The organism is Dysgonomonas sp. 216 (assembly GCF_010501065.1).
Lineage (GTDB): Bacteria > Bacteroidota > Bacteroidia > Bacteroidales > Dysgonomonadaceae > QVMM01.
The window spans coordinates 57,713-72,862 of sequence record NZ_QVMM01000019.1; the positions used below are offsets into that span (position 1 = coordinate 57,713).

Genomic DNA, 15,150 nt, shown 5'->3' on the forward strand with positions numbered 1-15,150 from the left:
TTTTTTTATTCCTGATTAGTTACAGTCTTTTCTTCCGAGCCATAAGGGAACACATCCATAATTGATGTTTCGGCAAGGCTGGCAATCGAATAATCGGCCAAAGTTCCAACCATACCTTCTTCTACAACCTCCAAAGCTTCTTTCAAGGTTGTGGCTTGTGCCAGCATATTAACAGCGGTCTTTTTTTCCGATCCGCTTTTCTCGTCCAATGTTATAAAATAAACTTTCGCTTTAAAATAACGGTCGCCGGTTTCGTTGAAAAACGTTTCCGAATATTTTGCACGTTTTATGTCGGTAACAGTAAATTCGCCACTTATATATGGCTTCATTTCTTCTATTATACGGGCTTCGGCCTCGGTAAACGACAATGCATCAACCAGATAAGGTTCTGTTACTTTTTTCTGAATTCCATTCTCCAATGTTTTATCGTAACTTACCTTGCATTCGAACCAATTGTACATGAATATTTTTTTTTAATTATTCGACTTTTTATTAATTAAACCTATCATCTTATAGATTTTGTTGATGCAAATATACATAACATTTTCGTTCGGGGATCGCTATTAACCGATAAATATTTATCCAAAACATACAACAAAAAAGCACGGAATAATTATCCCGCGCTTCTCTTTACATTTTAAAATATTCATTTTATGCGTTTGCCTGTGTGTTTGCCTGATGAATGATCATTTGAGGGAATGGAAAATCTATCCCTTCGGCATTAAAGGCTTTATAAATATTCTGATTAACAGCAAAATACACACTCCAATAATCGCCAGCATTTACCCACACCCTGACTACTACGTTCACGCTGCTTGCATCCAACTGATTCAGTTCGATAAGGGGCTCCGGCGTAGGTAATATTCGCGAATCGCGCGATAAGACCTTCAGAACAGTCTCTTTTACCTTATCAAAATCTTCGCCATAATCGACCCCGAATATCCACTCTACACGGCGTTTATCTACATTGTAATTATTCACATAACCACTGCTGAGACTTCCGTTGGGAATATAAAGCTTTATATTATCGGAGGTGGTTAAAACTGTATGAAAAATCTGTATTTCGGCAACTGTACCCGAACCGTCGGCCGAAGAAATGTAATCGCCCACCTTAAAAGGTTTGAACAACAGAATAACCAAACCTCCGGCAAAATTCGATAAGTTTCCGCTTAAGGCTGCACCTATTGCAATACCAAAGGAAGCCAATAAAGCAGCAAAAGATGTTGTTTGTACACCTAAAGCTCCAATAACCGATATTACGAGCAGAATAATAAGCAGCACATTAACCATACTGCCCACAAAGGTTTTAACACCGGGAGCAACATCGCGTCTTTCGAGCATTTTTCTGAACAATCGGTTAATTATTTTTATAACAAATCGTCCTATTACAAAAATAATCAGCGCTTTAAGAATAGCTATACCCAAGTGAGCACCTTGTTCCAGCAAGGTTTCTAATATCCGTTCAACCCTTGAGGCTGTTATTGCTTCTAAAAAAACCATATTTATATTGTTTTATATATTATATCTCTTTTGTAAAACGAGCTGTATTATAAATTAACATAATATCTATTTAAATAGTTCCCTTTGTTAACTTATTTTCAGATGTATACAAATAAAACCGAGAACAGTGAATTATTACTGCAATTTACAAAGCCTGCATTATAAGGTTTTTGCCGATTTTATTATCTTTGTGAACTTTTAAGAATACGAAATATAAAAACTGAATAAAATATGTTTGAAAGTTTAAGTGATAGACTCGACAGGTCTTTTAAACTATTGAAGGGTGAAGGAAAAATCACCGAAATTAATGTAGCGGAAACACTGAAAGACGTTCGCCGCGCATTACTCGATGCCGACGTTAACTATAAAACAGCGAAGCAATTTACCGAAACAGTAAAAGATAAGGCTTTAGGACAAAATGTGCTTACCGCCGTTAAGCCTAGCCAACTGATGGTAAAAATTGTTCACGACGAACTTGCCCTGTTAATGGGTGGTCAGGCTGTAGATATAAATATAAAGGGTACACCTTCGGTTATATTGATGGCCGGTTTGCAAGGTTCGGGTAAAACTACATTCTCGGGGAAGCTTGCCAAAATGCTGAAATCGAAAAGAGGTAAAAATCCGCTTTTGGTTGCCGACGATATTTACCGCCCTGCCGCTATCGAGCAGTTAAAAATTCTAGGTTCGCAAATAGAAGTTCCCGTATATTCGGAAGAAGAAAACAAGAACCCTGTACAAATTGCGCTGAACGCTATTAAATACGCAAAACAAAACGGAAACGATCTTGTGATTATAGACACCGCAGGACGTTTAGCGATTGACGAGGCGATGATGAAGGAAATAACAGCTATAAAAGATGCTGTTAACCCAAATGAAATTCTTTTCGTTGTGGACTCGATGACCGGACAAGATGCCGTTAATACTGCTAAAGAGTTTAACGACAGGTTGAACTTCGACGGTGTTGTTCTTACAAAACTTGATGGTGATACCCGAGGCGGAGCAGCTTTATCGATCCGTTCGGTTGTCGACAAACCTATCAAATTTGTAGGGATGGGCGAAAAGATGGATGCTTTAGATGTATTCCATCCCGAGCGTATGGCCGACCGTATTTTGGGTATGGGCGACATTGTTTCGCTTGTTGAGCGTGCTCAGGAACAATACGACGAAGAAGAAGCCCGCCGACTTCAAAGAAAAATAGCTAAAAACCAATTCGACTTTAACGACTTCATTTCCCAAATTCAGCAAATAAAGAAAATGGGTAACCTGAAGGATCTTGCTTCTATGATTCCGGGAGTAGGCAAAGCCATGAAAGATATTGATATAGACGACGATGCCTTTAAAAGTATAGAAGCCATTATCTATTCGATGACACCTGCCGAACGTTCGGCTCCCGAATTGTTAAACGGTAGCCGCAAACAACGTATTGCCAAAGGAAGCGGAACTTCGATTCAGGAAGTTAATAAGCTTTTAAAACAATTTGACGAAACCCGTAAAATGATGAAGATGATGACTCAGATGAAGGGTGCAGGCAAAATGCTATCGAAAATGAAAGGTAAAAAACGATAAGCCGCCTTTATCGTAAAACTGAATAAATTACAAAACCCTCCAAAGTTAGATCGACTATCTTTGGAGGGTTTTTATTTGTACAAACAGATATCTGTTTTGTTATTTAAGAACATGAATACTTACATCGTTCAGATAATAGCCGCCCTCTTCGAAAACAAGCTTTCCGGTAAAACGAAACTTATCCGAAGGTAGTTTCTGATAATCGTCGGTAATATATGTAATTGATTTATCGTCGGCAAAAATAACCTGATTGCGAGGTTCGTCTCCGAAAATAAGCGTTCCTTTTCCATCAATAAAAAAAAGATTCGCCATTATTAACTGTGTTCCCTGACAATTTGCTTCGGAATGAATACTTATTTTGTTACGCTTCTTAATTTTTATAAGGTTCATCGATTTACACAAACCGGGATATCCTTCCAGTGTAATAATTTTACCATCTAACGAATTATCGGCAGGCAGTCCCTCAATCTGCTCCAATGTAAAAAATTCACCCTCGGGAGTTGGATCTCCTTTAGTTGTACACCCCACTAAAAATAAAACGGATAGAGCTAGCAGCAGCATTTTTTTCATAGCAATTCTGTTTTGTTATTTATTAAAAAGTTAATTGTTGCGAAAATACATATAAAATCAATACACACAAGCTTTTCACAGCTATTTTCCTACAAAATAGTCGAATGCAGCTTTTTTTCTTTCCACCAACTTGTTAAGCACTACATATCGCTGAGCATCAATCGAATGATTCATTCTATCGATAGGTATATTTGTCGAAGCCCCTGTTACATCGGTCTGCCACTTATAATTCCGATATTCCTTTATAATATTTGCACTGCGCGATGTAATATGCTTATTGTAACGGTTCAATATCGAAAGCCCTAAATTCACACTGTCTTTTCCTTTTATCGATGGTTCGGTTTGCCACCCAAACGAGCGTATCTCGCTTATCGATTTAGGTTCGGAGCTATCGCCCACAATCGGGGTATCCCGCGGAATGTCGTTATCCGATAAAAATTCGGCAATTTGTATATTATCACAACCTTTTGCATACAACAATTCGTCGATCCACAATTCGCCTTCGTGCAAACGCACATCTACAATAACTGTCGGATCGTTGGTAAACCCAAAGTCGACTCCCAGCCAACGATACTTGTAATCTTCCGGCATCGACGACACAACATCCCATTTTTTCATAACCAAACCTGCCTGTGCACCGGTTTCCCCTTTACCGTAAACCATCCACCAATCCTCATCGTGCTTGTTCGATTCAATTTCATCAACCTGAGCCTTTGTCAAAAATTCATTATCGACATAAGTAGACTTTATTAAACGGCAATCTACTCGTGGCAAAATATGCTCGTCAACCCAAAATTCATGGCAGGGATTGTAATCAAGAAAAACAGTTCGGGTAGTCCTTATCGATAACTGACGGTAAGTTTCGTACGGAATATTTATACATTCGTTTATATAAAGGATATCGCGCGAAGGGCCATGCACTTTTCCCGGCTGATCGGCAGAGAAAAACTCGATACGCGAATTCCCTATTGTATAAATCTTATCGGTTGCATTCCAGTTCCGCCTGTTCCACGAGCCTTCTTGCTGAAGCATATTCTCAAAATCGCGTATACATCCTCTTTTCAGATGGGGCATAGCTTCCGAAACAACCGATATTAATAACGGCTGATCTGTTGATTGGGCTATAAAACACAACAATTGCAAAACACTCCACGTTTTTGACGAACGCGTAGACCCCTTATTTACTATTAATCTTTGATTTTGATTATAAGCCGCCAAATTCTGGCTAAAAACCGATGTAGCTTTCATCTTTTTATATAAAGATAAAAGCCGGCTTCTTTTTTACTTCTTCATGTAGATATACCAATAGGCCATTCCCACAAACCCCGAACCACCTACAATATTACCCAATGTTGCTGGAACAAGGTTATTCACAACAAATGTGCCCCATGTAATATCGGCACCCGAATATATTGCAGCAGGAATAAAAAACATATTGGCTATAGAGTGCTCGTAACCTAATGTAACGAACAGCATTACAGGAATCCAAATACCTAAAGCCTTACCGGCAACATCTTTTCCTGCATATCCCATCCATGTTCCTAAACACACCAGCCAGTTGGCTCCTATGGCTTTAATAAATACCTTATAAAAGCTCAACCCTGTTTTACCATAAGCCATATTATGAAGATAATCGCTATATGGAGCAGACGTTACCAAACCTGTTTCGGTAGCCATAAAATAAGCGACAAACTGTGCGCCCACAAAATTGAATACATACGAAAACAACCACACCTTAAGCAGTGCACTCACTTTTATATCTTTTTGGAGGGTGGGTAATACCAGCCCCGTGCAATCGCTGGTAAACAAATCGGCTCCGGCAACAGTAACCATTACCAGTCCCACAGGGAATAATGCGCCCGCCACAAACTTAACCAAACCCGGATTAGTTTCCATAACCCCGGGCATACCTCCGGCAACCATCACTGTCAGCAATCCACCAAAAGCAATAAACGTACCACCCAGAAAAGCTAAAAGTATAAATTTAAGAAGTGGAGTATTAGCTTTGCTTATACCCGATTTACAAAATTCGAATGCAACTTCTTTCGGCGAATTATAACCCATATCAATTTGTTTTCCTTAAATCCTAAAACAAAACATTATGTAACCAATACAACAAAAATTTCAGCTTTGTTATATTTTTCGGGGTGCAAATTAACAACAAAAAATCCAGTAATAAAAGCAAAACAGGTATCTAACTAACTGAAAACAAAACCAATCTTATTCCCATAGGCACAATTTATATATTTATAGCACACAAATACAACTGTTTACAACAGCAAACCTCTATGCTTATTTTTTGCGAGTATAGCAAAAAATGCATTACTTTGCAGCAAGTATGAAAAGTAGGATTGAATGAAGCAATTTTTCATTACAGCAGTAATTATCCTTACCACAACTTTCAGTATGTTCGGACAAGCTTCCGAAGATATGAACGATTCTTCATTTTTTATAGAATCCAGAGGGTCGTTTTCGCAAAATCGGTTCTACACATTCGGGGGCAATGTAGCCCGTGAAATATTCGAAGAAAATTCACCTTATGCCATATTTATGTATGGAGGGTACGAATTTACCAAAATCATTAACAAAATATACCTTGCCTTAGAGCCGCGTGTACGTATAGGCTATTTATACGGGTCGACCGACGACGACAACTATGTAGACGAATATCACCGATATAACGCATATTATAATACCTTTGCATGGGGAGGCTCTGCCGCAGCACGTATAGGCTATGTGTTGGGAGCCGAAACTAGCCCGATATTATATCTCGAATTTGACGGAGGTCTGCTCAATTATCACACAAAAGCAAGAGTAAAAGAGTACGGAAGAGGCAGAACATACCCTAGGCAAAATGCCTACACCAAGCCCACATTTTCGGGAAGAATAGGTATTATGGCCGAAGTTTCCGACGACATCAGAATGGGATTATGGTGCGGTTTATCGGACATAAACTCGAATGAGTTTTTAGAAAAAATGGATTTAAAAAGCAGCAGAATAATAGACCGAAAATTTAACGGAGAAATAGGCTTTTCGCTCTTCTTTTAAATTATACGGAATAAAGTAAAACCTAATGAAAAAACAAAAAATAAAAAAAGGCAGCAGTATAGTTCACCTTTGGTGGTTTGTTGTTGTACTTGCTATAATAGTGGTTGGCGTTATGTACACCGCTATACAAAATACAAATACAATAATAGAAAGAGCCGAGCAGAACCAAAAGGAAATGCAGGAAGTGTTTAAGCTGCTCAAAGCCGAACCCGAATGGGTTGTATCGACCGACGGTTCGGGGCGCCACTATATTGACAGTGTAAAAGTTGTAAAAAAACAAGAAGCCGACCGACTGGAATCGTTACTTATCGGGAGGGCAACACATCAGCTGACCGAATACTCCGATACTTTGGCTAAAGAAGCCGCTTCGTTAAACAACACCTTGCTTATATGGGCAGGACTTATTACTTTATTAGCCATTATATTTGTTTTCTTAGGCTTTATGGAGCTTAAGGACAGACTGGCTTTTATATCCCGCAAGAAAGACCAGATAAGTACCGACTTAGTTAAAACAGAACAAGCAATAGATTCAAAAATATCGGGGTTGAGCGATCTGGAACAAAAGGTTACCGAAAGCGAACATATATCGACATACAACCTTGCCTTACAGTCGGCTTTAGTAAAGCAATCGGCTGAAGAAAAGATTAAAGACATAAAAGCTCTGGCTTTTCAGATTGAAGTAGACGAAAAACTGTCGGACAACCGAAAGAAAACATTACTAACCGAGTGTTATACGCATGCAGGTACTTTATATAGCGATGAGGGCAACTTCAATCAGGCGATAAGATATTGGACAAAAATTATAAGCGTAAACCAACAAATTCCTGATATTTATTACAAAAGAAGTTGCGCATACCAGAAGTTCGACAAAAAGGAAGAAGCCTTTGCCGATCTGAACAAAGCCATTGAACTAAACCCGTCTAATGCTACATATTATTTAAACAGGGGCAATTTGTTTTTGGAAGAAGAGAATGCCGATTTTGCTATTTCAGACTATAACAAAGCACTGAGCATAACACCTCTGGATGCAAATTTACTTAACCGCAGAGCTGCGGCTTTCATCATAAAACAAGAATACGATAACGCCCTGAACGATTACAACAGAGCAATAGAATTGGGCAATATCAAAGCTGAATTTTATGAGGGAAGAGCCTATGCATACACCCATTTGAACGATTACGACAATGCATTGGTTGATTACACCAAAGCTATAAATATGGATAAAACCAAAGACGGATATTACTTTAGCCGGGGAAACATTTATTCAAATCTGGGATTATACGATGAAGCTATTTCCGATTTTAACGATGCCATTCGGATAGACCCGAACAATCATGCCTACTATTTCCGGAAAGCGTTAGCATATCAGGCTCTGAACGACACGGAAAATACCTTATCTAACCTGAACACAGCAATAGAAATTAGCCCCGACGATATAAACTATCTTTATAGCAGGGGATTATACTATCTTAAGTTGGACAAGTTTGACGAAGCTATCATCGACTTCGATCATTTAATAAACTTAGACCCCGAAAAAGAAGATTACTATTACAACCGTGGCTTTGCCTATTTCCAGAATGGCAATAAGGACGAAGCATTAAAAGACTATAACAAACTTATATCACTGAATCCTAACGAGGCCGATTATTACTACTGCCGGGGGCATGTTTATCATAACATGGATTGTTTCGATCAGGCTGTCGACGATTACGACAAAGCCATTGAACTAAACCCCGGAAACGAAGACTACTATCAGGCACGGGAACTGGCCGATAACGAAATAGCAATTGGCGGAACTTTGGCCGACGAAGATGAAGATTTATCGGACGTAGAAGAAAGTGTAAAAGAGAAAATCGAAGTTAAATACGAAGAAAAGGCAGAGGATAATATCGATTACATAAAACAAGGAAATGCCTTTTTCAAGCAAAAAGATTATGTCAGTGCATTTAACTGTTACAATAAAGCCATAAAAGAAAACCCTAAAAACGCGGAAGGATTTTTCGGAAGAGCAAACACGTTCAACAGGTTGAACAAGCAGGAAGACGCACTAATTGACTACACCAGAGCCATTGAACTAAATGCCACATTTGCCGGTGCATATGCCGCAAGAGGAAGTATTTACGCAAACAAAGGCAATGCAAATCAGGCTGTAGAAGATTACACAAGGGCAATATTCCTAAAACCGTCAGACACCAATTTATATTATAACCGTGGAAACGTATATTTCAAACAAGATAGCTATTCGAAAGCCTTGAGCGACTATAACGTAGCAATAGAGATAAACCCCAATATATCGGGCGTTTACTGCAACAGGGGGTTGATATATTATAAAATAAAGGACTATCCTTTAGCCTTTGCCGATTATAACAAAGCAATATCATTGAATCCGCATAACGCACGCTACTTCCTTCTAAGAGGATTTGCACATAAAGACCTGAAAGACTTTGAAAACGCAATTGCCGATTTCGAGTGCTGCATAGACCTTGATGAAGATAATAAACTCGGGCTAAAAGATAAAGCGCAATCTTTGATTGACGAAATGAAGAAAAAATAATAACGGAAATTATAAAACCCTCGTTCGTAGCCTGTTGTTATATTTTATAAGTTATGAAATAATAAAATGCACGGCTTATGAAATCCGAAAAAGAAAAAATGCTTTCCGGCCAAGCCTATTTTCCCGGCGATGAAGAATTAATAACCCGTTGGCATCTGGCTAAAAAGTTGATGAAAGAGTATTATGCAGCAGATACTACCGACAGCGATTTATTAAACAGCATTCTTCAAAAGCTACTTGGTTCTGTTGGTAATAATGTTTGGATATCAGCTCCTTTCTCGGTCGATTACGGAGAAAACATTCATATAGGGAATAATTGTGAAATAAACATGAACTGTACATTTCTCGATTGCAACAAAATAACAATTGGCGATAATACAGGGATAGGCCCTAATGTACAAATTTATGCTGTTTCGCATCCCATTAACCCATCCGAGCGTCTTACCCAAACCGATGACGGAACTTTCCCATTCTGGAAATCGTTAACAGCACCGGTTACAATTGGAAACAATGTGTGGATAGGAGGAGGATCTATTATTTTACCCGGTGTAACCATTGGCGATAACACAACGATAGGAGCCGGAAGCGTGGTTAATAAATCTATACCAGCCAATTGTCTTGCCGTTGGTTCTCCATGTAAGGTTATAAAACATTTATAAATTCGGATTAATATCGCGATTGATGAAATAACAAAAAGAGTGTTTGAAAAAAATCAAACACTCTTTTTTTATATTGCTTTGTTCAATTATACCCGTGTAAGATCGGTAATAAGCAACGGATTATCTTTACGCATTTCAGCAATCAGTTGTTCAACTTCGGTTGTTGTTGGATTTGCTTTCAGCCGCTCCAATTCCTTCGATGTTATCCCTACCATTTGCAGAAAAGAAACTTCGCCATGCGGGGTACTTATTTTCCCTAACTCCGGATCGAGAGCGAAAACAATGCCTACTATATCGACATGCGATTGCGTCTCGGTGCGAATAGGCCCGTTGGCAGGAACAAAATGATTTTCCTCGAACCAACGCCCGCTTTCGTAAACATAACGCGCCAGATTATTAAAAACCTCAATAACCCACAAAGGTTCGTCTTCATCTTCGGCAAATGGTTTCAGTCTGAATGTAAACTCAAATCCCCATTTGCTAAATTCACCTCCGGCAGCTTCCTCATTATAATATAACTCTGACATTCCATAGGTAATAAAATGACGATGAAACTCCTGTTTATCCGAATCGTATATGCTTGTTCCGTCTATCGGGTCGTTTCCACCTAAAGCAAAATGCAAGGGCGGTGCATAATGCCGCGGCTCGGTTGCGCCATAAACTTCTTCCACCTTTCTATCAATCTCCAGCCAACCTATAGCATCATCTTCGTCAAACTGCTCTTTGTATTCCTTTTGTGTCATAATAAAAATCTTAGTTCTTTTTCTGTTGCGAATATAAGGTTTATTTTAAATAACTCCGAGCCCAATTAGTCAATAAATCCCTTTACTAACCTTTTCCGGCGTTCTACAAAAGCTTCGTTCGACCGCAAATCCTTTTTTATCCGCCCTATTCTTTCGCTGATACGACTTTGCGGCATCTTGGTCATAACCGACAAGTCGGCATAGTTCACAGCAGGCTTCAATGTTACATACATCTTAAAAAGTTCGAAATCTTTTTCGGAATATTTTTTCAACACATAATCCATTATATCTACTTCTAAACAAGCCTTTGCCTGCGTAAGAGCAGCATCGTCGTCCGAAGAATCGGATACATCCACACCGTCTATCGACGCAGCCATATCTTTTGCCATATTTATTACCGCCTGCATATAATTTGTAAAAAATGCACGGTGAAAATATGCTTTATAATCTTTAACATCGAGCCCCCCATATAGTATTTTATCATATATGCGCAAAAAAGTCTCATTCAAAATATCCACATCAAAGGTATCTTTCTGTTTCAACTCATTACACAAGCGTTCGTAGTTTTCGCCGAACCACCATTTAAAGTGATCCGATTTCGCCAAATTCTCTACTGTAATTTCTTCATCACCTTTAATTTTCAAATACTTTTTACCTTTGTTTTTGCCAGCTGTGTTACCTAATTTCATAATTCCGATTTTTATATGATGATTACTAATAATTATTTCCATACTCTTCATCCATTTCCCTATTCATTCGGGCAATAGTCTCTGTCAAAGCATTAAAAAGCATTCGGGAGGCTCCATTTAATGCATCACAATCTGCATTCATAACATCTACCGCCAACAGTTCAATGCTACGATAGTCCCATCCCCTGGTTGCCACATCTACGTAAATGTTCAACCCGAATAATTCCATCTCGATAGTTTCTTTACAATCGTTATCTAAATCCTCCATTTTATCTTCAATGCTTTTACACAAAACATCAATATTTTCTTTCACCAGCCACTCCTGCTGCTGCAAAGGGTTACATTTCACTCTTTTCTTTGTAGCAGAAAGAGCCAGAACAGGATGCATTAATACCGATTGTGCTATCATATGGCTTTTTACTTATAGATAATTGTGTAATTACACAAAATACTTTTTCAGTACATTTACACGTTAACAAAACACAAAAACAATTAAACAGAAAATTTATATATATTTAAAAGTCAATATTTCAGATATTTAATTACATTTGTGTTATATTTTATCAACAATACAAATATAGTGTATTTACACCAATAAAGCAAATTTAGCATACACGAAACAATGCATTTACACTAATTTAGAATGATTATAAAGATATGAGCCCCGAAATAACTATAATAGAAAGAATTAGAGAGATCATCCGCAACGAGAGCATCTCTGTCGAGACTTTTTCGAAGGAAACCGGTATCTCCAGATATACGCTCGACTCTATGTTTAAGAAGGGAACAAACCCTAGTTTTGAAAATCTGACCAAAATAATTAGTGCATTTACACGATATTCTTTGGAATGGCTGATTACCGGAAAGGGCGAAATGATCGACCCCATATCTCCTGAAGACAGAATAAAGAATAAAGAAGCAATTCAATCCGAAAAGCCTTTTTTCGAAAGCAAGAGTGGAGTTAGCTACTACGAAATGCCCAACGGCAAATACAAGATGCGTGTTCCTCTGATCCCCATTAAGGCATATGCTAAATATATAGACGAATACAGGGATTGCGAGTTTATAAACAATCTGGAAGAAGTTGAATTTGTTGTAGACAAGATCGGATTGGGTAAATATTTTGCATTCGAGATAAAAGGCGATAGCATGGACGACGACAGCAAACGCAGTATATCGGACAAGGATATTGTTTTGGCACGGGAGCTAAGGCAAGACCTTTGGTACAATAAATTACATAACGACGAATATCCCTACTGGATTATTGTGCTGGACAATACAATAGTATGCAAGCAAATAACCGAGCACAATGTAGAAACAGGCGAAATAATATGTCATTCGCTAAACCCATCGCCCGAATACGCCGATTTCAGAGTTTCGTTAAACGATGTACGACAACTTTGCAACATTGTAGCCCGACAATCGTCAAGCTTCTAAAACAAAAAAGGATTGAGCCCGAATCAATATCGAACTCAATCCTTCATATTATTTACTTATATAATTCTAGTTGAAGTACACAGTTTTTTTCGACTTATTGCTAAAGATGATCTCAACTGTGTTTTTGTCTTCCGAAACTTTTACTTCCTTTACGGGACTCAGTTCTTTATTCGAAAACTTCTTACCTCCTTTTTTCCAAAGCTGCAGAGTTACGTAAACCTGCGCATTATCGTTATCCAGATTCTCATTAAAATTTATAACCGCACACTTGTCGCTTACAGGATGTAATCCTGATGGCTGAATAATATCAATATCACCAGTCCAACCATAAAGAGGAATCATAACAAGTTCAAACTCACCATTGCTCACCGATGGTATTTGCTTTTTATTAATAGTATATGAGTTTTGATTGAAAGAAGCGTTCTTTTCGGGGATAGAATAATGCCCAAGGCGTATTTTCGTATTCACAGGGCTATAAACTTTATCTACACGTAATATTCCGTCGGGCAAAGGAATATCCGTTAGCTGATATTTTATATCGCCGTTTGTTTCCAATACTGCATCGCGATAATATATCCCGTTTTCAAACTTCTTGAATGTATATAAGCGTAATACTTCCCATTCGTTTTTAGCATTCAATGTAGCATAATTCATCGATACTTCTCCGTTTTCCCCGTCTGCCATCCAATGAAAATCGGTATTGTACGCTAATTTATTATAGTTTTCGCTACTCCGAAACTTTTGCCAGTCGGCAGCAACAGTTTCGTGGCACCACGAGCGCATTTCGGCAGTTCCGCTATTTGGATAATCTGTAATTAAAAGATTAGAACCTTCTTGAAATTTATTGTAAACACGATTCTTTTCTAACTCTTTTTCCCAAGCCCCGTTATTTTCTTTAGCTGTCCAAAAAGGATTATCCTTTGGCAACAATAAAGCTAAAAAAGCTTTTCCCATCCAATATACACTTCCTCTACAACTATAAATCTGAACAGCAGGCTCAAATGGCCCATAAAAACCCAATGTAGGCACTCTGTCTTCCATAAAATCGGGATGCTCTAAAAATTGCATCATCGTACTCGACGCTATGCGGCGCATCCATCCGTAATTTATATCAGCGTTATCCAAGTATCCCGTTAATGCTAACGGAATCACTGCTCCGAATCGATAGGGAATGCTTCGTCCCCACATATTCATCTTACCCTCTTTACTGAACATATATGGATAATTGTCTACCGCATCAGACAAATTATTCATAAACTTCTGAGCATATTCAGGATAATATTTCTTTCCGTAAAGTTGAGCCCAAACAGGTCCGTACATTTGAAATGCCCACATGCTGTAATAATCGTACGCCGGAGAATCGTTATACCAACCACATCCGCGATAAGCATCCAGACATTCGTCCAGATACTTCAACATCAGTTTTTCATTCACTTCATATCCTTTATCCTTGAAAAAGCTCAATATGAATATATTGAAAAAACGCCAGTTGGAACCGATAGTCGGCCCATCGCCGTAACTTAGCATCATAGCTGCAACTGCGTCTTTCTGTTCTTGCGTCAACGGCTCCCATAGCACGTCGGGGCTGACAGCTAAAGAGATTGCCAATGCTCCGAATTCAACTAATATTTGGCTAGGGCCACCGTTACCCCGATGCTTAATATAGCTTGGATGCTCAGGATTAGTGAGGTTTAAGAGATTATACTTGTAGTAATCTGCTACTTTAATATTATTCAATACCAAATCGGGCTTTTCTTTCAGTAAGGGAGCTGCAACAAATAAAGTACGGCAAAATCCCTCAAGTTTTTCGGTTGGAACTTGTCCTTCGTCACGAGGGTATGTTTTATCGAACTGTTTTGGAAATTTCATCGCATCATCCATAGTATGGATATAACTGAATGCCCCATCTAAAATGTATTCGGCTGCATCAATCCAATGTTCACGGGTCACGCCCGTATACGGACTCTTTTTACTATCAGGCTGTGTTATCTGAAAAATGTTTAACGATTTGCTTTCCTGAGCAATTACTCTACTTCCCTGAATTGCTAAGATAAACAAGGCCAAACTGCAAAAAATCTTAATCGAAATCTGATTCATGTTCATGGTTTATGTGTTGTTATAGATAAATCTAAAAGAATAACGAAGATCAAAAATAATAAATATTGCAAAGACAGTATAGCCTTAAAATCCCCAAAAATATGGTATAAATCATTCATTAGCCCCTATTGAGTCATTAAATAACCTATATAATGCAAGAAAGAAGTATATTATATCCCTGTAGTCATATCATTTAGTAAACATTAAAACAACAACAAAGCCCCGTATTAAATAAATAATACGAGGCTTTATTATATAAGTGGCGGCTACCTACTCTCCCACCCAAA

14 protein-coding genes are annotated in these 15,150 nt (G+C 38.3%); 5 read left to right on the forward strand and 9 right to left on the reverse strand.

Annotated elements, in window-relative coordinates; all coding sequences use genetic code 11:
- Positions 1–5: 5 nt before the first annotated feature.
- Entirely contained in the window at positions 6–461 is a 456-nt protein-coding gene (locus D0T53_RS11165; protein ID WP_163267894.1) for a DUF4494 domain-containing protein, read from the reverse strand.
- Positions 462–651: 190 nt separating this feature from the next.
- Positions 652–1,500, reverse strand: coding sequence for a mechanosensitive ion channel family protein (locus D0T53_RS11170; protein ID WP_163267896.1), 849 nt, complete (start codon positions 1,498–1,500; stop codon positions 652–654).
- A 231-nt stretch (positions 1,501–1,731) separates the two neighbouring features.
- On the opposite strand from D0T53_RS11170, the gene ffh reads away from it, so the two are divergent.
- Positions 1,732–3,066 carry a signal recognition particle protein gene (gene ffh / locus D0T53_RS11175; RefSeq protein WP_163267898.1) on the forward strand — a complete coding sequence of 445 codons (1,335 nt, stop codon included), beginning with the start codon at positions 1,732–1,734 and terminating at the stop codon, positions 3,064–3,066.
- Positions 3,067–3,165: 99 nt separating this feature from the next.
- Here the strand turns inward: ffh and D0T53_RS11180 are convergent, their stop codons facing one another.
- The 3 genes from D0T53_RS11180 to D0T53_RS11190 all read right to left on the reverse strand — a co-directional run bounded on the left by D0T53_RS11180 (position 3,166) and on the right by D0T53_RS11190 (position 5,700).
- The gene (locus D0T53_RS11180) at positions 3,166–3,636 is read right to left on the reverse strand and encodes a hypothetical protein (protein ID WP_163267900.1); all 471 of its coding nucleotides are present in this window, start codon (positions 3,634–3,636) and stop codon (positions 3,166–3,168) included.
- A gap of 81 nt (positions 3,637–3,717) precedes the next feature.
- Entirely contained in the window at positions 3,718–4,884 is a 1,167-nt protein-coding gene (locus tag D0T53_RS11185; RefSeq protein ID WP_163267901.1) for a PBSX family phage terminase large subunit, read from the reverse strand.
- 33 nt (positions 4,885–4,917) lie between these two features.
- A complete protein-coding gene (locus D0T53_RS11190) occupies positions 4,918–5,700 on the reverse strand; it encodes a formate/nitrite transporter family protein (protein WP_163267903.1) in 783 nt (260 codons plus the stop codon).
- Between the two features lie 291 nt (positions 5,701–5,991).
- On the opposite strand from D0T53_RS11190, the gene D0T53_RS11195 reads away from it, so the two are divergent.
- The 3 genes from D0T53_RS11195 to D0T53_RS11205 all read left to right on the forward strand — a co-directional run bounded on the left by D0T53_RS11195 (position 5,992) and on the right by D0T53_RS11205 (position 9,897).
- On the forward strand, positions 5,992–6,684 hold the full coding sequence (locus D0T53_RS11195) for a hypothetical protein (protein WP_163267905.1): 693 nt from the start codon (positions 5,992–5,994) through the stop codon (positions 6,682–6,684).
- A 25-nt stretch (positions 6,685–6,709) separates the two neighbouring features.
- Entirely contained in the window at positions 6,710–9,238 is a 2,529-nt protein-coding gene (locus tag D0T53_RS11200; RefSeq protein WP_163267907.1) for a tetratricopeptide repeat protein, read from the forward strand.
- Between the two features lie 77 nt (positions 9,239–9,315).
- Complete coding sequence (locus D0T53_RS11205; RefSeq protein ID WP_163267909.1) at positions 9,316–9,897, forward strand: sugar O-acetyltransferase; 582 nt, start codon at positions 9,316–9,318, stop codon at positions 9,895–9,897.
- 86 nt (positions 9,898–9,983) lie between these two features.
- On the opposite strand, the gene D0T53_RS11210 is transcribed toward D0T53_RS11205, so the two are convergent.
- The 3 genes from D0T53_RS11210 to D0T53_RS11220 all read right to left on the reverse strand — a co-directional run bounded on the left by D0T53_RS11210 (position 9,984) and on the right by D0T53_RS11220 (position 11,738).
- Positions 9,984–10,640, reverse strand: a complete 657-nt coding sequence (locus D0T53_RS11210; RefSeq protein ID WP_163267911.1) for a suppressor of fused domain protein — start codon at positions 10,638–10,640, stop codon at positions 9,984–9,986.
- Between the two features lie 65 nt (positions 10,641–10,705).
- A complete protein-coding gene (locus tag D0T53_RS11215; protein ID WP_163267913.1) occupies positions 10,706–11,329 on the reverse strand; it encodes a hypothetical protein in 624 nt (207 codons plus the stop codon).
- 25 nt (positions 11,330–11,354) lie between these two features.
- Entirely contained in the window at positions 11,355–11,738 is a 384-nt protein-coding gene (locus D0T53_RS11220) for a hypothetical protein (RefSeq protein ID WP_163267915.1), read from the reverse strand.
- Positions 11,739–11,986: 248 nt separating this feature from the next.
- Here D0T53_RS11220 and D0T53_RS11225 point away from each other — a divergent pair, with 248 nt between their 5' ends.
- Positions 11,987–12,766, forward strand: a complete 780-nt coding sequence (locus tag D0T53_RS11225; protein ID WP_221411533.1) for an XRE family transcriptional regulator — start codon at positions 11,987–11,989, stop codon at positions 12,764–12,766.
- 66 nt (positions 12,767–12,832) lie between these two features.
- Here D0T53_RS11225 and D0T53_RS11230 read toward each other — a convergent pair whose 3' ends face one another.
- Positions 12,833–14,863, reverse strand: a complete 2,031-nt coding sequence (locus D0T53_RS11230; RefSeq protein WP_163267917.1) for a DUF2264 domain-containing protein — start codon at positions 14,861–14,863, stop codon at positions 12,833–12,835.
- Positions 14,864–15,150: the final 287 nt, after the last annotated feature.